At 43.3% G+C, this 18,243-nt stretch carries 15 protein-coding genes; 1 reads left to right on the top strand and 14 read right to left on the bottom strand.

What is annotated here, in order from left to right; translation table 11 throughout:
• Positions 1-161: 161 nt before the first annotated feature.
• The 7 genes from J1C81_RS03740 to J1C81_RS03710 all read right to left on the bottom strand — a co-directional run bounded on the left by J1C81_RS03740 (position 162) and on the right by J1C81_RS03710 (position 10,418).
• Positions 162-5,357, bottom strand: a complete 5,196-nt coding sequence (locus J1C81_RS03740) for a SpaA isopeptide-forming pilin-related protein (protein ID WP_002914661.1) — start codon at positions 5,355-5,357, stop codon at positions 162-164.
• A gap of 296 nt (positions 5,358-5,653) precedes the next feature.
• Entirely contained in the window at positions 5,654-6,394 is a 741-nt protein-coding gene (locus J1C81_RS03735; RefSeq protein WP_002914658.1) for a class I SAM-dependent methyltransferase, read from the bottom strand.
• Between the two features lie 186 nt (positions 6,395-6,580).
• The gene (locus J1C81_RS03730) at positions 6,581-8,434 is read right to left on the bottom strand and encodes a SpaA isopeptide-forming pilin-related protein (RefSeq protein ID WP_002914657.1); all 1,854 of its coding nucleotides are present in this window, start codon (positions 8,432-8,434) and stop codon (positions 6,581-6,583) included.
• Positions 8,435-8,732: 298 nt separating this feature from the next.
• A complete protein-coding gene (locus J1C81_RS03725) occupies positions 8,733-8,918 on the bottom strand; it encodes a hypothetical protein (protein WP_002914651.1) in 186 nt (61 codons plus the stop codon).
• 33 nt (positions 8,919-8,951) lie between these two features.
• Positions 8,952-9,308 (bottom strand): class Ib ribonucleoside-diphosphate reductase assembly flavoprotein NrdI, encoded by a 357-nt coding sequence (locus J1C81_RS03720; RefSeq protein WP_002914650.1) that lies wholly within the window; start codon positions 9,306-9,308, stop codon positions 8,952-8,954.
• Positions 9,309-9,656: a hypothetical protein gene (locus tag J1C81_RS03715; protein WP_032909680.1), complete on the bottom strand. Its 348-nt coding sequence runs from the start codon at positions 9,654-9,656 to the stop codon at positions 9,309-9,311.
• 195 nt (positions 9,657-9,851) lie between these two features.
• Positions 9,852-10,418, bottom strand: coding sequence for a TetR/AcrR family transcriptional regulator (locus J1C81_RS03710; protein ID WP_002914648.1), 567 nt, complete (start codon positions 10,416-10,418; stop codon positions 9,852-9,854).
• Positions 10,419-10,570: 152 nt separating this feature from the next.
• On the opposite strand from J1C81_RS03710, the gene J1C81_RS03705 reads away from it, so the two are divergent.
• Positions 10,571-11,524, top strand: a complete 954-nt coding sequence (locus J1C81_RS03705; RefSeq protein ID WP_002914647.1) for a hypothetical protein — start codon at positions 10,571-10,573, stop codon at positions 11,522-11,524.
• A 122-nt stretch (positions 11,525-11,646) separates the two neighbouring features.
• Here the strand turns inward: J1C81_RS03705 and J1C81_RS03700 are convergent, their stop codons facing one another.
• The 7 genes from J1C81_RS03700 to J1C81_RS03670 form a co-directional block, all read right to left on the bottom strand.
• A complete protein-coding gene (locus J1C81_RS03700) occupies positions 11,647-12,063 on the bottom strand; it encodes a DUF3021 domain-containing protein (RefSeq protein WP_002914646.1) in 417 nt (138 codons plus the stop codon).
• Between the two features lie 10 nt (positions 12,064-12,073).
• Positions 12,074-12,529, bottom strand: coding sequence for a LytTR family DNA-binding domain-containing protein (locus J1C81_RS03695; RefSeq protein WP_002914645.1), 456 nt, complete (start codon positions 12,527-12,529; stop codon positions 12,074-12,076).
• Positions 12,530-12,551: 22 nt separating this feature from the next.
• Positions 12,552-13,397 (bottom strand): ABC transporter permease, encoded by an 846-nt coding sequence (locus J1C81_RS03690; RefSeq protein ID WP_002914644.1) that lies wholly within the window; start codon positions 13,395-13,397, stop codon positions 12,552-12,554.
• 1 nt (position 13,398) lies between these two features.
• Entirely contained in the window at positions 13,399-14,265 is an 867-nt protein-coding gene (locus tag J1C81_RS03685; protein ID WP_002914643.1) for an ABC transporter ATP-binding protein, read from the bottom strand.
• Positions 14,266-14,415: 150 nt separating this feature from the next.
• A complete protein-coding gene (locus J1C81_RS03680) occupies positions 14,416-16,416 on the bottom strand; it encodes an ABC transporter permease (RefSeq protein ID WP_002914642.1) in 2,001 nt (666 codons plus the stop codon).
• Entirely contained in the window at positions 16,397-17,176 is a 780-nt protein-coding gene (locus J1C81_RS03675) for an ABC transporter ATP-binding protein (RefSeq protein WP_002899832.1), read from the bottom strand. The genes J1C81_RS03680 and J1C81_RS03675 overlap by 20 nt, the downstream gene beginning before the upstream one ends.
• 169 nt (positions 17,177-17,345) lie before the next feature.
• Complete coding sequence (locus J1C81_RS03670; RefSeq protein ID WP_002914641.1) at positions 17,346-18,101, bottom strand: TraX family protein; 756 nt, start codon at positions 18,099-18,101, stop codon at positions 17,346-17,348.
• Positions 18,102-18,243: the final 142 nt, after the last annotated feature.

The raw sequence follows: 18,243 nt of genomic DNA, 5'->3' as shown, positions 1-18,243 counted from the left end.
AAAAATATCCTTTCTTCTTTGACAACTATTATAGAAGATTCAGAGGCAAAAACAAGGGCTTTTCAGTAAGTGGTATTAACCATCCGGTATCCGGTAAGAAAACGATGGTCAGTTGCATAAAAAAAACAAGCGTCAATTTTCATTGACACTTGCTTTCTGTTTTATTTTTTGAAACGGATTCCGAAATAAACCCCACAACCAACTATCAGAATCAGACCAAAAGCAAGTAGCGTAAAGCTGATTTCTGTACCTGTGAAAGGCAGAATTTTCTTCGTCTTTCCCTTGTCTCCAGGTTTATCTTGATTTGATTTTTTCGGATCTGGTTCATCTGTTTTTTTAGACGGATCCTTGTCTGGGCCAGTCGGTTTCGTTTGGTCAGTTACGACTAACGTCCCATCCTTGTATTCTACTGTATTTCCGTCAGCATTTACAACTGTTACTGTGCCATCGAGATTCACTTGGAACACAATGTCGGTAACAGCTAGGTAACCGGTTGGGGCTGCAGCTTCATGGAAGGTATATACTCCAGGAGCTAATCCAAGCTCATGCGATGTATTTGCTTCTGAAGTCCATTTTGCTACAGGATTGCCAGTTGCCTCTTTGCCTTGGAAAATTTGAATCTCTGCACCAGCAATTTCTGTACCGCCGAGGTTGACCTTACTGAAGGTTACCTTACGTGGAAGATTATCGTCCTTATCCGTTACTGTAACAGTTGAGCCGTTGGTTACGACCTTGTTCTCTTCACCCTTAGAGTCTTTCTCGCCGACATTGGTTACTTCTACTGTTCCGTCAGTTTTTACTTGGAAAGTAATGTCTGTCACTTTGAGGTAGCCGGTTGGTGCCGCTTCCTCATGGAAGGTGTAAGTACCTGGAGTCAAGTTCAATTCTTTAGACTTACCAGCTTCAGATGTCCAGCTTTCTACTGCTTGGCCTTCTGCCTTGTTGCCCTTGTAGATCTTGATTTGAGCTCCTGCGATTTCTGTACCACCAAGGTTTACTTTACTGAAAGTAATCGCTTTGGGACTATCATCGTCTTTATCCGTTACTGTAACAGTTGAGCCGTTGGTTACGACCTTGTTCTCTTCACCCTTGGAGTCTTTCTCTCCGACATTGGTCACTTCCACCGTTCCATCATGTTTGACTTGGAATGTGATGTCCGTTACTTTGAGGTAACCCGTTGGAGCCGCTTCCTCATGGAAGGTATAAGTGCCAGGTGCCAAGTTGATGTCCTTAGACTTACCTGCTTCGGATGTCCAGCTTTCGACTGCGTTTCCTTCAGCTTTCTCGCCCTTGTAAACCTTGATCTCAGCACCGGCGATTTCAGCACCACCGAGGTTGACTTTGCTGAATGTCACCTTACGTGGGAGATCATCGTCCTTGTCGGTAATAGTTACTGTTGAACCATTGGTTGCAACGGTGTTAGCTTCGCCCTTAGCGTCTTTTTCTCCTACGCTAATCACTTCCACTGTACCGTCATACTTGACTTGGAATGTGATGTCGGTAACCTTAAGGTAACCGGTTGGGGCTGCCTCCTCATGGAAGGTGTAAGTGCCAGGTACTAAATTTATATCCTTAGACTTACCAGCTTCAGAAGTCCAGCTTTCGACTGCTGTGCCTTCAGCCTTGTTGCCCTTGTAGATCTTGATTTGAGCTCCTGCGATTTCTGTACCACCAAGGTTTACTTTACTGAAAGTAATCGCTTTGGGACTGTCATCGTCTTTATCGGTTACAGTTAGAGTTGCACCATTCGCTACAACACGGTTGTCTTCACCCTTAGAGTCTTTCTCTCCGACATTGGTCACTTCTACTGTTCCGTCAGTTTTCACTTTGAAAGTGATGTCGGTCACTTTGAGGTAGCCTGTTGGAGCGGCTTCCTCATGGAAGGTATAAGTACCAGGTGCTAAGTTGATGTCTTTAGACTTACCAGCTTCGGATGTCCAGCTTTCAACTGCATCGCCTTCAGCTTTCTCGCCCTTGTAAATCTTGATCTCAGCACCGGCAATTTCAGTACCGCCAAGGTTGACCTTACTGAAGGTCACCTTACGTGGGAGATCATCGTCCTTGTCAGTCACTGCAACAGTTGAACCGTTTGTCGCTACGGTGTTAGCTTGGCCCTTAGCGTCCTTCTCACCAACATTGGTCACTTCCACTGTGCCGTCATGTTTGACTTGGAAGGTGATATCCGTTACTTTGAGGTAGCCCGTTGGAGCGGCTTCCTCATGGAAGGTATAAGTACCGGGTGCTAAGTTGATGTCCTTAGACTTACCAGCTTCGGATGTCCAGCTTTCTACTGCTTGGCCTTCAGCTTTTTCGCCCTTGTAAATCTTGATTTGAGCACCGGCAATCTCAGTACCGCCTAGGTTTACTTTACTGAAAGTCACCTTACGCGGGAGATCATCATCCTTATCGGTTACTGTAACAGTCGAACCATTTGTCGCAACGGTGTTAGTTTCGCCCTTAGAGTCTTTCTCGCCAACATTGGTCACTTCCACTGTACCATCATGCTTGACTTGGAAGGTGATGTCGGTCACTTTGAGGTAGCCTGTTGGAGCGGCTTCCTCATGGAAGGTATAAGTGCCCGGAGGCAAGTTGATGTCCTTAGACTGATTAGCTTCGGATGTCCAGCTTTCTACAGCTGTGCCTTCAGCTTTCTCGCCCTTGTAGATCTTGATCTCAGCACCTGCGATTTCAGTTCCGCCAAGGTTGACCTTACTGAAGGTAATCTTACGTGGAAGATCATCATCCTTATCAGTAATAGTTACTGTTGAACCATTGGTCGCAACGGTGTTAGCTTCACCCTTAGAGTCTTTTTCGCCAATATTGGTCACTTCCACTGTACCGTCATGCTTGACTTGGAAAGTGATATCAGTAACTCTAAGGTAACCGGTTGGGGCTGCTTCCTCATGGAAGGTATAAGTGCCCGGAGGCAAGTTGATGTCCTTAGACTGATTAGCTTCGGATGTCCAGCTTTCTACAGCTGTGCCTTCAGCTTTCTCGCCCTTGTAGATCTTGATCTCAGCACCTGCGATTTCAGTTCCGCCAAGGTTGACCTTACTGAAAGTAATGGCTTTCAGACTATTGTCCTCTTTATCAGTTACAGTAAGAACCAAGCCATTTGCTTCAACAGAATCTGTTGCTCCTTTAGCATCAACTGTAATGGTACCATCAGAATGAACTGTGAACTTAATATCTTCTACAGCTACAAATCCAGCAGGAGCAAGGCTTTCTTTCAGAGAATATGTCCCTGGAGCTAATTTTACGACCTTAGATGAGTTGGCTTCGGATGTCCACTCTGCAACAGGTTTAGCTTCAGGACGAATCCGACTGCCTTTGTAAAGTTTCAGTTCCGCACCAGGAATCTCCTTCCCGTTTGGATCTACTTTTTTGATAGTCACATCACGTTCTGAGTCGTCATCCTTGTCTGTTACCTTCAAAGTTGCTCCGTCAGTCACAACCTTGTTGTTTTCACCTTTGGAGTCTTTTTCTCCGACATTGGTAACTTCCACTGTACCGTCATGTTTGACTTGGAAAGTGATATCAGTTACTTTGAGGTAACCCGTTGGAGCCGCTTCCTCATGGAAGGTGTAAGTACCAGGCTCTAAATTGATTTCTTTAGACTGATTGGCTTCGGATATCCAGCTTTCTACAGCTTGACCTTGAGCCTTGTTGCCTTTGAAAATCTTAATTTGAGCACCAGCAATTTCAGTACCGCCTAGGTTAACCTTGCTGAAGGTAATGGCTTTAGGACTATTGTCCTCCTTGTCGGTAATCGTCAGAATTGAACCCGCTGCTTGAACGGTATCTTCTGCTCCTTTTTTCACAAGAGTAACAGTGCCATTAGCACCTACAGTAAATGTGATATCTTCAACATATTGATAACCAGCAGGAGCATTAGCTTCAGTCAGTGTATAGGTTCCTGGAGACAGTTTTATCACTTTAGAAGTATTTTCTTCTGAAGTCCAGTCTGCAACAGGAGCCTCCTCCTGATCAACATGATCACCTTTATAGATTTTTAGTTCCGCACCAGGAATTTCTTTTCCGTTTGGATTTACCTTTTTGAAGGTTATATCCTGCTCGGTTACCGTCTTCTTATTGACGATTTCACGCGATACAGATTTGTCTGTTCCAAAATCCTGGGAACCAATCTTAATTTCCTCAGTTAATTTATCATATCCTGTAGGAGGAGTCACTTCACGGATGGTATAATCATCACGTAACAAGTCGCCCAAGTTGGCATTCCCGTTAGAATCTGTGGTTAATTTTCCGACAACTGCACCGCTCCGATCACGAACAACTTCAAATTCTGCACCTTGCAGGTTCTCACCATTTTCATTAACCTTATGAAGCTTAATAGTGAAAACATAGCCTTCTCCAACACCGCCGGCAATCTGATAAGAGCGATTTTCAGCTGATGTCGTTGTTTGACCACCATTATAGGTCATGGTAGCACTATTGGAAACACGCTCACCATCAACAAGATCGTAATCTGCTTTTGTCTTATAGTCCAGCAAATACCCGAAACCATCCATGTCGCCAAGATCAATCGTGAATCCATCACCAGCGGCATTCTCCGTGATCTTTGATTGGAAATTAGCTGTCACGTCTTCTGTTGAATCCCGCACCCAATCTCCATTATTCCAACGCCAAGCAATTTTATAGACCCGAATTGAGTCTCTCATGATTTTAAAATTAGGCGAGGTAATTTTGTCAGTTATCGTTACATCGGTATAATGCTCCATATTGCGGTTAATCGCAATATTATAATGAACTTCATTCTTACCGTCTTCTGCTGCCTGATAAGAGCTCTTTTCAATTTTTGAGTCATATCTTTTGGGCGGTCCATTATAATGGACGATTCCCGGATACAACATCCGACCTCCTACGGTAAATCCACCATTCAAGTCACCTTCTTGTCTCACAACATCATGGTCAACTCGTGCATAGAAGAAGAATTCTCCTTGGACACCAGACTTTTGCTCAACATAATTTGTATAGGTCAAAGTAATGGTCTTGTTGGTTGAATCCAAAAATCCATTTGCCACAACGTTATCCGAGCTGTCCTTAAGTTCAATAGCTGAAGAGTTCCCAAAAGCATACTCAGAAGGCAAGGTGATTGTTGTCGTATCACCTTGATGTACTTGGTTATCCGGCAAGACAAACTTTGCGTAAACTCGAAAAGTTTCCCAAATATCAACCCCCTGCGTCAAATCACCACCTGAAGAATTCTTCAGACTCATCTCCGTGATAGCATTACCAATCTCAGCTGCTTGCACCTGAGTCAGTGGCGCCAAAGATGGCAGAATGACTCCTAAAAAAAGAATAATAAGGTGGAGCAATGCTCTAATCCTTTTGTTCATGCAATTTTCCTTTCTCACAATATTCAGTTTTAAATGTACAATGTAATTGTATACTAACTGAGCTTCCCCATCTTGTCAGTGCCCACTTTCTAAAAAGCGAACATTTATAGATACATTACATCTACATTTTATCATACTATAAGAAAAATGGCTATACACAAAAGGAGATTTTTTTAACATTTGTTTAGCTTTTTGTCACTTAGCATGAAGGAATATTTTTCTAACAATTAAACTGTAACGAATGTTTCTTTTATTCAGAATCAAAAAAACCGGAAACAAAGTCCGGTTCTTCTGATTTATTTCCTAAACGTCAGGACATAAAATTTCCCATCCCAGAGGAGTTTCAACTCCTTCTCCTTAACCCCTGCCGGTATAGCGGCCTCAATTTCTCCTAAATCAACAGTAGCGTCCTTAAAATAGTTCTTGCTGAAGTGATTCTTCTTATATTGCTGGTCCACATAGTCTGCCGTCTCGTCTGAAATCATAATTTTAGTCCCTGGCTTAGCTACCCGCAGCATTTCCTGCATGGCCTTGGCCTTATCGCTAAAGAAATTAATCCCGCCGATATGATAGACGATGTCAAAGCTATTATCCTCAAAGGGCAGGTCTTCTGCACAAGCATGAAAGAGCTGCAGATTTGTTTTCTTGGCGCAGGATTTCTGGCATTTTTTCAGCATGCCTATGGAAATATCTGCCCCGACAAAGTCTAGGCTTTTCAGGTCAATATTCTCAGGAATGTAGCGTAGGTCGTGACCTGTTCCGATAGAGACATAAAGAACTGACAAATTGTCCTTCCATTCTATTTCTGCCATCAGATCCCTTCTTAGCTTGTCAACTGTCTTGCCATAGAGAAGACCGCCCAGCCATTTCTCACTCAAATCATACCAGCGAGCAAAGCGATTGTACATGGTCATATACTTGGCATTGTCCCCTGAGACATAATCCGGATTCAGCGCCAGATAGATGTCCCCATCTTTTTGAAAATCCTCTAACTTCAAACCTGGCTTCAGCTTCTCTTGAATTTTTGTATCTGTCATATCTTCTGTCTCCTTTTTCTATTTGCCATTTATTATAGAGGATTCTGAGACAAAAACAAGAGTTTTTCCCTAAGTGGCTGCCCTGCATGAGTAACTGGAAGAAATTGCTAAGTAAGCTGCAAAAAAACTAGACAAAAAATGTGCAAACAAAAGAAGATAAAGCATTCTACTCTATCTTCTCTTTATTTATTTGCTCAGTCGAGTCTTACGGTAAAGTCCTAAAAGAGTCAGAACTACCAGACCAGCAAGAACTAGTCCAAGACTTTCAGCAGAGCCAGTCGCAGGAAGAACTTTTTTAGATTTTCCTTGACCGTCTGCTACTTTATCAGAATCAGATGATTGATTTGGCTTAATACCGCCTTGAACTGCTTTATCAGGCGTACCAGGTTCAGATGGTGCCGCTTGGTCAGTAATGAACAACTTACCATCTGTATATTCTACAGCATTGCTATTGGCATCTAGAACTGTTACAGTGCTATCTTCATTGACTTGGAAGATAATATCAGTCACAGCCAGATAACCTGTCGGAGCCGCTTCCTCATGGAAGGTGTAAACACCTGGCTCTAGGTTAATTTCTTTAGATTTGTCAGCTTCTGAAGTCCAAGATGCGACAGGACTGCCCTTGCTTTCCCGCCCCTTGAAAATTTGAATCTGAGCACCGGCAATTTCCTCACCAGCTAGATTGACCTTACTGAACGTTACCTGTTTATCCGTTGGAGTTTGAATTTGCTTATTGACCACATTGACTTCAACCAATCTGCTATCTCCAGAATCTCCAGATGCCGGACTGCCTACGTTCAAAGTCTTACCAAAATCTGTTGGACTGATGGTAATATCCTCTGTCAGGCGATCGTAACCAGCTGGAGCAGTCGTTTCACGCAGGATATAAGTGTCACGCAGAAGATTACCAACTTCCGCGTTCCCATCTGCATCTGTCATGATTGTGCCAACCACCTTATTGGTCGCTTTCCGCACCACTTCAAAGACTGCACCGCTCAGAGAAGCATTAGACTCATCTGTCTTGTGGACCTTAACCTTGAAGTTATAGCCTTCGGACTTTCCACCAGCAATCTGATAAGAGTACTCGTTAGTGACAGACACTGTCTCGGTATTGTTGTAGTTCATGGTAGCCTTATTTCCTACAACCTCTCCATCAGCCAAATCATAGTCGGCCAGCGTCTTGTACTCAACTAGGTAGCCGAAGCCTTCTACATCTCCGAAGTTGATTGTCAAGCTATCACCTTCAGCGCCAAAGGTCATTTTAGACTGGAAGTCTGCTGTTACGTCTTCAGTCGAATCACGCGCCCAATCACCATTATTCCAGCGCCAAGAAACCTTATAAACTCGTACAGAGTCTTGAACAATCTTAGCGTTTGTATCACCCAGCTTGTCCGTCACAGAGACATTTTTGTAGTTCCCCATGTTACGGTTAATAGCCACATTGTAGCGGATTTCATTCTTAGCATCGGCATCCCATTGAAAAGCACTCTTTTCTAGCAAGGACTCATACTTTTTCGGAGGGCCATTATAGTGAATGCTGCCGGCAGGAATCCTATTATTGCCTACTGTGAAAGTAGCTGGAATATCTCTTTCCTCTGTGACAACTTCGTGGTCAATCCGCGAATAGAAGAAAAACTCGCCTCTGACACTGGACTTCTGCTCCACATAGTCTGTGTATGTCAATGTGATGGTCTTGGCATCGCTATCCAGGACTCCATTAGCCACCAGGGCTCCGTTTTCATCCTTGAGCTCAATAGCTGATGAATTCCCAAAGGTAAACTCATTCGGTAAATGAATTACCGTTGTATCACCCGCATGGGCTTGGTTGTCTGGCAGGGCAAACTTAGCATAGACACGGAAGGTCTGCCAGATATCCACACCATTTGTCAGCTGCTCACCAGAGTTAGTGGTGAGATGCATTTCAGTGATGACATCATTAAGTTCCGCCGCCTGAGCCTTAAGGGTTCCGGCTAGGAAAGGCAGGAACACGCCTAGACAGAGAATGATGAGCTGAAACCATACTCTCAGTTTTTTATTCATGCAATCTTCCTTTCTCACAAGTAAAATTTGTTTAAAAGTACAGCGTATTGGCCAGCCAGTCGAACACGTTCTTTTCATGTTTTTCTGCCTTTTTGACAAACACTGGAAAGACAATACTAATTCATTGTACCATATTGACTATTAAAAAACTATAGGAATGCTCAGAGGGTTTTATCATAAAAAGGAGAAAGAAGATGTTAGTCTTCTCTCTCCTTTATGGTAAGCAAAACAGGCCAAATAATGAACAGATAAGCTGAAATCATTGAACAAATTCAGCTCTTCTATTTTGACAAAAAGGTCAATCTTTATGTGACGCACTGGAAGTTGCATCTACCTGATTCTGATCTGTTTCTTCTTGTTTAGAAGAATTTCTTTCCGTCTTATCTAAAGTGTCGGGCTCTTTCTGTGTATGTCCACAGGCCGTTAGGATAAAGACAGAAATCAGAGCCAGAAACAAGCTCCTAATTTTCTTGAACCTAGACATACGAGTTCTCCATTTATGCGAAACTTGATGAGACTAGCACTCCGCCAAAAATGACTGCACAGTCTTGACATCTTCTGGACTACCGCCTTGGTCAATATCGCAGATATGCTGGAGCCCATATTTTTCGGTAATCAGGGCAGTCGCACCGCAGAAGGTCCGGCCGTGTTTAACAGAGTCGCCATTGTTAACAAAACCTTTAATCAGCCCAGGATGCTTCTTGATAAAGCGTTTGGTAGACCATGGAATTTTCCCAGCTCCAGCATTTCGAGTAATGAGAATACAGGGCTCTTCCAGCTTCTCCTTGATGGTCTGGGTCGGATAGCCCAGTGATTCTGCAAATCGTTTACCAATACCAGTATTTGAATCATAAACTACAATCATCTTCATCACCTACTTTCTTAAAAAAAGGATAGCAAACCATGCCGCAAAGCCTAAAACCACGACATCTGAGATGAGCATAAGCATGAACTCCAAATCTGGCATCATGTGAATGTACATCAGCAATGACAAAGTTGTCAAAGCCAGTGCCGTCAGCTTAACAACTGCCGGCAAGCCCGGAATCAAAGCTGCTCCGATTAGGACAACGATGAGACCTCCGACTAAAAATGACTGAAAATCCACACTCAAACTAAAACCAACTGTCACGCCGCCGTAGCCAATGGTCAAAAGACCAATCAGCACCAGACAGATACCTAAAATAGCCAATCCGCTCATGGCAAATCCTCCTTGCTTATTCATTCTTTTCCTCACTTTCTGTTTCTTGAATGAATTATCAAAAATATTCATTCATATCATGATAAAAAATAATATACTTTATCTAATTACGTTCCTTTCCATTTCCGAATCACAGGACATAACCCATCACCTCCTTTGTTTGTGAATGAATATTTTTATAAATTCATTCATGCCCGCTTCTAAGAAAAGGAATTTCCTCTATTTGGAAAAAATTCCCTTAACAAAATATTTCACTAAAGTCTCAAGACTATCGAAGTAGCCTGAAAATTCCTGCTCCGTGACATGCATGTCTATGTAGTAAATCAAGTCATAAACCTTCATGATCTCAGCTATTTTCTCCTTCGAAAAGCCCTCTTCCTGCAAGCGCTGACTGAAAGTCTGAATCAGAAACTGATGAAAGGCATTGGACGCTCGTCCAGCATCCTGATTATAGTAATCGTGCAGAATCTGAGAAATGCCCGGCTTGTTCCACTCAGCCAGAATTTTATTGGGCGAAATCAATTCAAAAGTGACTGCAAAAAGCTGTTCAATGATTGCCTCGGGCTCGCCCTGCCAGTCTACGCGTTGCATGATTCCCTCACGTATACGGCTATTTTCAGTTACATAAACCTCCAAGAAGATAGCTTCCTTGGACTCATAATACTTGTAAAAAGATCCGACAGCCATCTGGCTTCTCTTAGCAATATCAGAAATTCCAGCTGCCTTATAGCCTTTTTCTGCAAAGACTTCTCTAGCCGCAGCCAGGAGCTCATTTTTTTTATCCATTTCCACGCCTCTTTTGTGAATGAATTATATTTTGTGTTCATTCATATTTTAACACAATCTTGCCACTTGTCAAGCATTTATGTTATACTATACAAAAAAAGATAGTTTGCTAATCAAATTATTTTTTTAGATTATATTTTGGAGGTTGAGCTATGCTCAAGGAAAGACGAAACCAGGGTATCATCGCCCTACTGGTAATTTCTCTTATTTTTCTAGTTGTTGCTGCAGTAATGGGCTTTATCCAATACCAAAAGGTCAACACCAAGACCGCCTATGACCGAAATAGCGAGTCGGGAGCAGATTCAGCAGTCTATGCTGAAGTGTCATATATTTTCCCAGAGGCCCTGATTGAAGTAGAAGATAATACTCAAGTTTGGCTGGTTGCCTACCAAGACGGATATGTTGGTCTGCAGGCTAAAAAAGGGGACAAGCAGATTGCCCAGCTCTTGGAAAAAGAGAAAAAGGGCGAGCTGGAAAAAAATCCTGTCCGAATCGTTGGCTCCTATGTTAATGCTAACTCCCCTAAAAAAAATCAGGGATATATCTCTAATTATGGCAGCCTCGTTCGCGGTCTCCTAGCAGACAATCCCGAAGTCATCACAGTAATGTCAAGCAGCTCCTATATCTCTATCACTGAATTTGAATCTGACAATCTTGCATTCATGTTCTACATTCTGTTTTTGATTGGACTCTGTGTTTTCTTTGTCGTTATAGGAATTATCGGCCGCAAGAAAAATATCGCTGCCTACGAAGAAATCTATGCAGCCTATCCAGAGGCCAAGGACAATCTAAATATCCTGCTGGAGCAAGCTTCTTTCCACGACGATGTGCTGAAAATTGCTGTTTATAAAGACCATCTCATTACCTACTATAGAGGTTTCAAGGCGATTGATCTCAAACAGGTCGTCCATCTCTACCACCACATTCTCACCATGCAGCGCGGCTTCGTTGCTTCAAACAGAAACTCAACCTTAGTTGCTATTCGAAACAATCAAAAGAAATACCAAATGCCTATTAAGAACATTGGTAAAACAACGGACACCAAACTCCAGTCAACCTTTGACTATCTCTACAACCACTTCCCTCATATCAGATTGGGAGTGTAATAGCACATAAAACTCAAGCTAGAAAATCTAGCTTGAGTTTTTTAGATACAAAAAGACAGGAGCAGGATACAGTCCCAGCTCCATTTTTTTATGATATGCTTGTCAGAACATTTTTCAGTAGATTAGTTGCCTTCTTTTTCCTTTCTGCGCTTGGCCAAGGCACTGTTAATCTTCTTGGTCTTAAGATTTGTATCCAAGTAAAGAAAGAGCCATACAAAGAGATAAATCAGAATAAAATCCAGCCAGAAATGCCAGCTGGCAATTAAAAATCCCCAGTTATTATAGACCATGAAGCAGCATACTAGGACTGCGACTGCAGCAAAGTGCAGTAACATCGAGACTAAAAAAGAGAATCGGTCTTCAACAGTTTTTAACATTGAACTAATGAGTCCGATCAAGCCGCTCATCACCATGACACTGACGATATTACTAGTTGTGGGCGGATGTTTTTGAATAGAGAGAGCAAGGACAATCAGATAGACTGCACTCCCTGTCTGGATGCCCATTAATATAGCATGTAGACATTTTTTAATACTCATCACTTACCTCCTAGATTCCCAAATATTCCATTAAGAGTTTGACATAACGACGGCTGACTTCGGTCTTGATTTGATTGGTCAGCTTGGCCGTCATATTGCCAGAAAAGCTGTCAGACAAGGACTCCAAATGGTCAATATTGATGACAGCATGCCGGGAAACCTGGATAAAGTTCGAGCTGTTAATCCGTTGCTGAAAGCGAGTCAAGGTCTCTGTCGTCTGGTAAATTCCTTCTCTGCTGTAAATCATCAGAGTTGTCTGGTTGATGTCTGCTAGGATAATATCTTCAGTCTTCAACATGACCAGCTTATCGTCCGACTTGATAGGCATGACTCCACTAGGCCCTGCCTTGTACTGCTCTAAATAGTCTAAGATGGCCTTGGCTTCTGCCGCTAGCTGGTCTGCCTTGACCACAACCAGCGGATCCTTGGAAGAAATGGTCGGATCTGTTTCAAATTTTGCTTGCAAGAGGAAGCTCCCTATTCACATTCTATTGTAGTTTCAGCCGGCGGATGGCAATCATATTTTGCACGATCCAAATAAGCGCTATCGCAACTAAAACTATTCCAACTATATAGAAAGTTTCTGTCCTTGTCAAGAGCTCCTGCCATTCAATGCGAATTCCCATTGTTTTTTCAAAAGCTGCTTGCGGCTGGCTGTTATTGGCAAAAGTATCTGCTAGACTTTCTTTCATGAGAACCTGTCTGAAAAGAGATGCCATGTAGTTAGAAGGCGTAAGCTTCATCAGGTTTTGCGCCATATTCGGCAAGGTTCCAATGGGGATATAGGTACCCACTAGAAAACCAGAAGTTGCTCCGATTACTGTCGCCAATTTCCCTAAACTATCCACTGATTTGAAGCACTGAACAATCAGAGCATTTATCAGTGTGGCCAAGAGGCTGTTTAAGAGCATCAGAAGAACCAGGTAAGGAAGGATTCCCCACTCAAAGGAAATGTTATCCGCCAGCGTAAAATAGCTGAGCATAAAGGCAAACATAATGACCTGCATCAAAAAGCCGATAATAACAGAGCTGACAAGATAACTAAACTGCAACCCCCATGGTCCCAAGTCTGTGATAAAGAGGTCGTCTGTTACCTTCCGCTCCCGATCTTCGACCTGCCGTGAGAAAGCTGCCAATGTGGTTGTTAATGCTGTAACTGCCAACACGCCGCCAATCAGCCACAAGTCCATCAGCTGGCTGGAATGGTCTTTGTAATTATTTTTCAAAAAAACGATATAAAGCACAAAGGGAATAATGGCTCCGAAGAGGGACAAAATTACCCCACTACGGTTGCGGAAATAAAGTAAAAAATTGCGTTTAATCAAAGCGAGCATATTAGCGTACCTCTCTTCCTGTCAGTGCCATAAAAGCATCGTCCATCGTTCCGGGTTGGAATTCAAATTGTTCGATATAGGGACCAGCCTGAGCCAATAGGGCCAGTGCTTCTTGAGTAGTTTTAGGGTGGAGGATAAATTCACCTTCCTTGACTTGCTCCCAAGCGTAGCCTCTTGGCAAACTTCTCTCTAAACCTGCTGCATCTTGACTTAAAATCCGTAAGACATTGCGGGCATAGTTTCCCTTAATCTGGTCTGCAGATCCCTGAGCAATGACCTGACCATGGTCTACGATATAAATCTTATCCGCATCATCAGCTTCATTGAGATAGTGGGTTGTCAAGACAATGGTCATCTGCTCTTCTTTCTGAATTTGCTTGAGTAGGCTCCAAATACTCTCCCGAGTCTGAATGTCCAGGCCTGTCGTAGGCTCATCTAGAAAAAGCAGGTCAGGACTATTGAGCAGGGCTCGCGCAATGTCCACCCGACGCTTTTGACCACCAGACAGAGTTCCATAAGGCTGCTTGGCAAAGGCTGACAAGCCCAGCTGAGATACCAAGCGTTCAATTCTACCTGACGGCATCTCCTTGTACTGCTTGGCTCTGATGGTCAGATTTTCCAAAACAGTCAGCCGGGCGTCCAACACACTATTTTGGAAAACCACACCCAACTTAAGCTTTTCAGCATAGCAAATCTGCCCTGACGTCGGCTGCAAGAGACCTATCAGCATCTGGATAGTTGTCGATTTTCCTGCACCATTAGGGCCTAGAATAGCAGTAAAACTGCCTCTCTCAATCTGAATATCGAGACCATTGACAGCCACTTGATCGCCATAAACCTTGCTAAGATTTTTCGTTTCTACTAACATAATCTTTTCTCCTGTCCTTAACTTCTGAGACTATGATAGCAAGTCTTTTTTTAAAAATCTCGGCTTTTTGGACAAGCGGTAAAATGAGGGAGATGAGAGGTAAAAATCCAGACGTCAAAAAATCCCCGACCATTCGGTCAGGGAAGTTTATTAGCGGGCGACAATCTTGCGGTAGCTACGTGAAGTCAGAAGAAAGACCAGGATATAGGTCAGTAGGAAGACTCCGCAAGTTGCAAGTGTTGTCTGAATCAAAAGAGGAAGATTGGTCACACCTAGTAGGGCAACTATCAAGCGCAACATGTGAAAGACCGCTGCTACATGTAGAAAAGCAAAGATGAGAGGTAGGAAGAAAACAGTCAAGATCTGCTTGCGAATGGTACTTCCAGTCTGCTTTTCATCTAAACCAACTTTTTGCAAGATGATAAAGCCATCTCGGTCTTCATAGCCTTCAGAGATTTGCTTATAGTAAATCACGAGAACAGCTCCTAGAAGGAAGATAACCGAGAGGAAGACACCGATGAAGAGCAAGGTTCCAGTAAGTTCTTGATAGCTCTTTTCTGCGCTGTAACGGTCACTAGCCATTGCGAAGCTACCATCTTGAGCTTGTTCCTGATCCAAAGTGTCTCTCAACCCCAGTTGGACTTGCTCGACGAACTTTTTACTGCCCTTAGTCTCTGAAGCAACTCCAATGTAGTAGTAATGATCCACATCGAGATTAACCTCTTTGCTATCATTGACCACCATATAGAGACCCTGCTCCATGGTCACATCGTTTGGATTAGGGATTTCCCCATGCGTGAAATTCGACGATAAAAGCTGCTTAACCTTCCAGTCCTTACCATTCACTCGGAGAGGCTTGTCCTTATTTAAGGAAATATTTTTCCCGTAAACTAAGGTTTCATCATCTGCTAAGTCTATCTTTTCTCCTGTCATTTTTTCATAATCCTGACGATTGATAACTGTAATCGTGCCTACAGACTTGGTCAAGATACTTGTATCTGACTCCAGCTCTCTTTGCATTGGAACTGTCACATCATTACCAGCTAATTTCATGATGAAGGCTGATTGGTAGAGATAAGTAATATAGCTTGGCTTCTTCAGACCTGTGTCCTGAGCAACTTGCTGGACCTTGTCCAACAAAGCCTCCTTCTGATCGGTCGATTTCGGCAAGACGATACTGACATTGTAATCCTTTGGATGCAAGGTAGTAATATAATCCTGACCCCCAACATAGATATTGATTGTACCAACCAGAGTCACTAAGAGCATGGTAGATAGAATGGAGATAGTTGCCAATCCTGCTGCATTTTTACGCATCCGCGAGATGAGATTGGAAACAGAAATGAAATTTTGCGTTTTGTAATAGTAGCCTTTGCGCTTTTTGAGAAATTTCAATAGTGTAATCGAACCTGCATTAAAAAGCAGATAGGTTGCGATGATAACCATAACCACAGCTATAAAGAAATTGCCGATAGCAGCGACAGGCTTAGTAACGGTCAAAGCCATATAATAAGCCACACCCATGAGCAGGAGCCCCAGCAAGGTTTGCAGAAAAAGGAAGCGTCCCTTCTTCTCGCCTGCTTTCTTTTCTTTCATTAGGTTAAGAGAGCTATAGCGTAGAAGACGCGTAGAGTTGAGCAGCAAAATCACCGCAAAAGCAATACCCAGACTAGCTAGAGTCATCCAGACGTTCTTCCATTGGAAGGTCGAGGCAAGAACTGCCGGCATTCCCATCAATTTCAAAAGGACTGCGTAGAGCATCTTATCTAAAGCTAGGCCAGACAAGATACCCAGACCAACTGTAAATAGATAAAAGACACAGAGTTCAAAGAAGGTCATGACTAGCAGATGCTTTTTCTCCATGCCCAGTAGACTATAGACTCCCAACTCTCGGGAGCGGTTTTTCATGACGAAGCTATTAGCATAGGTGATAAGGATAAGGACGGCAATCTGAATGACATGGATGCCAAACTGCAAGGTCATGCGAGCTGCTGTACCACCATAAGAGGTCTCCATATTGGGGCTATAAGCTAGTGAGACAAAACTATACAAAATTGCTGTTGCAAGTACCGTCGCCAAAGCAAATGGATAATACAAACTGCGATTTTTAACCAGATTGGACAAGGCCAGTTTACTCGTTAGTTTGAACATAATTGCCCACCTCACTTGCCATAACAGTCAGAGTATCGGAAATCTCTTGGAACATCTGCCGCTCGGTCTTGTCACCGCGGAAGATTTGATTATAAAGAATCCCATCCTTGATAAAGAGCACCCGCTTGGCCCGGCTAGCCGCTGCCGTTGAGTGGGTTACCATGAGAATGGTTTGACCGCGGGCATTGATGTCGTCAAAGACATCCAGCAGGGCTGCTGAAGATTTCGAATCCAAGGCTCCCGTCGGCTCGTCCGCCAGCAGAATCTCAGGGTCTGTGATGATGGCCCGAGCCACTGCGACCCGCTGCTTCTGGCCTCCAGAAATCTCATAAGGAAACTTCTCTTGCAGCTTGTTAATCCCCAGCTCGTTGCAGGTCGTAACCAGCTTTTGCATCATCTCGGTAATGGGACGCCGAGAGAGGACCAGAGGCAGGAGAATATTATCCTTGACCGACAGGGTATCTAGCAGGTTGAAATCCTGAAAGACAAAGCCTAATTTCTCCCGGCGGAAGCTGGAAGCCTGGCTGTTTTTGATGGTTGCTGTGTCAGTTCCGTTAAGGAAGACGCGGCCCTCAGTTGGCTTGTCCAGCATGGCTAGGATGTTGAGCAGGGTGGATTTCCCAGAGCCTGACTCCCCCATGATGGCGACATATTCGCCTTTTTCTACCGTAAAGTGAATGTCCTTCAGTGCCTCCACTTGGCTGCCCTGAAAGCGGGTTTTATAAATCTTTTTCACGTGCTGTACGTCTAATAATGTCATCTTGCTTCCTTTCTGTTTAGCAGGTAATTATCAGATCCCTGCTTTTAGCAGTTTTTATAAACTGCCTCCTAATTGATAAGTCTATTTTATCTCAATACCAACCACCCTGCCATAACCTAAGCTTACATTTTAAAGTGCAATCTTACACTTTTGTAAGATGAGATGGACTTTATTTTACCCAAAAGGCAATCAAGGCAATTAGCCAAAGGTGGGCTGGATAGAAAATATAGAAGAAATATTTGCTCCACTTGCTGCTGGATCCTCGCTCACCATTGTAGAAGTGCAAGAGGGGAAGAACAGTGATAAAGAGCCAGTCAGAATTATAGAGCAACATAGATAGCGTGTCCTGCAAGGTTGGATAAATTTGAATACTCATGGCAAAGAGAACTCCCGCCCAAACTACATAGGACAAGTTTCTGAAAAAGACTTGATTTCTAAAAAGGTAGGTCAAGAGCATGAAAGGAAGCAGAGCCATGCCGCCTTCGCTAAAGAGAAGTCCAGCAAGCAAGACTAATACTCCTGCCGCTATCCGCAAGCCACGCTTCCTATCCTTAGCAGCTCCGCCATTGTCAGAAAAGCCAAAGAAAAGACTCAGCATGAGAACCCCGCAGGCCAAGGTCAGGAAGATATTGTGAATGAGGTAGATGCCCTTCTCCTGAAAGAGAAGAGTCAGGATACAGTTTCCTGTCTGCATCAGGGCTGCCCAAAAGAAGAGCCGCATATTGTAAGCCAGGCGGTTGCGAGTGTGGAGAAAGCCTTCCACTGCCATGAAGGCAAATGCTGCTCCGACACAGCGGGTTAGGGCATGCAAGACGCCATCCCAGCCGTCCGGCACCAGCCCCGGTATCTGGCTGATATGGTCAAAAACCATAAGAAAGGCCATGAAGAGCTTCAACTGAAAAGCATTTATACCTTTTGATTTCATTTTTCTGTCTCCTTCTTATTTCTTGCCTCTATGATAATAAAAAAGAAAGGCCGGTACCATAACCTAACCTTTCATTTGCTAGTTTTATTCTTACAATTTTGTAAGTTAGTAATGTTATAAATATTTCTTAATTTACAAAATT

This window comes from Streptococcus sanguinis (assembly GCF_050225395.1).
Taxonomy (GTDB): domain Bacteria; phylum Bacillota; class Bacilli; order Lactobacillales; family Streptococcaceae; genus Streptococcus.
Note: the sequence above shows the minus strand (reverse complement) of the source record. Positions and strands in the feature narration are given on the sequence as shown.

Coding starts and splice junctions, on each gene's coding strand:
- J1C81_RS03740 (WP_002914661.1), bottom strand. CDS start 5,357: ATGAACAAAAGGATTAGAGCATTGCTCCACCTTATTATTCTTTTTTTA.
- J1C81_RS03735 (WP_002914658.1), bottom strand. CDS start 6,394: ATGACAGATACAAAAATTCAAGAGAAGCTGAAGCCAGGTTTGAAGTTA.
- J1C81_RS03730 (WP_002914657.1), bottom strand. CDS start 8,434: ATGAATAAAAAACTGAGAGTATGGTTTCAGCTCATCATTCTCTGTCTA.
- J1C81_RS03725 (WP_002914651.1), bottom strand. CDS start 8,918: ATGTCTAGGTTCAAGAAAATTAGGAGCTTGTTTCTGGCTCTGATTTCT.
- J1C81_RS03715 (WP_032909680.1), bottom strand. CDS start 9,656: ATGAATAAGCAAGGAGGATTTGCCATGAGCGGATTGGCTATTTTAGGT.
- J1C81_RS03710 (WP_002914648.1), bottom strand. CDS start 10,418: ATGGATAAAAAAAATGAGCTCCTGGCTGCGGCTAGAGAAGTCTTTGCA.
- J1C81_RS03705 (WP_002914647.1), top strand. CDS start 10,571: ATGCTCAAGGAAAGACGAAACCAGGGTATCATCGCCCTACTGGTAATT.
- J1C81_RS03700 (WP_002914646.1), bottom strand. CDS start 12,063: ATGAGTATTAAAAAATGTCTACATGCTATATTAATGGGCATCCAGACA.
- J1C81_RS03690 (WP_002914644.1), bottom strand. CDS start 13,397: ATGCTCGCTTTGATTAAACGCAATTTTTTACTTTATTTCCGCAACCGT.
- J1C81_RS03685 (WP_002914643.1), bottom strand. CDS start 14,265: ATGTTAGTAGAAACGAAAAATCTTAGCAAGGTTTATGGCGATCAAGTG.
- J1C81_RS03680 (WP_002914642.1), bottom strand. CDS start 16,416: ATGTTCAAACTAACGAGTAAACTGGCCTTGTCCAATCTGGTTAAAAAT.
- J1C81_RS03675 (WP_002899832.1), bottom strand. CDS start 17,176: ATGACATTATTAGACGTACAGCACGTGAAAAAGATTTATAAAACCCGC.
- J1C81_RS03670 (WP_002914641.1), bottom strand. CDS start 18,101: ATGAAATCAAAAGGTATAAATGCTTTTCAGTTGAAGCTCTTCATGGCC.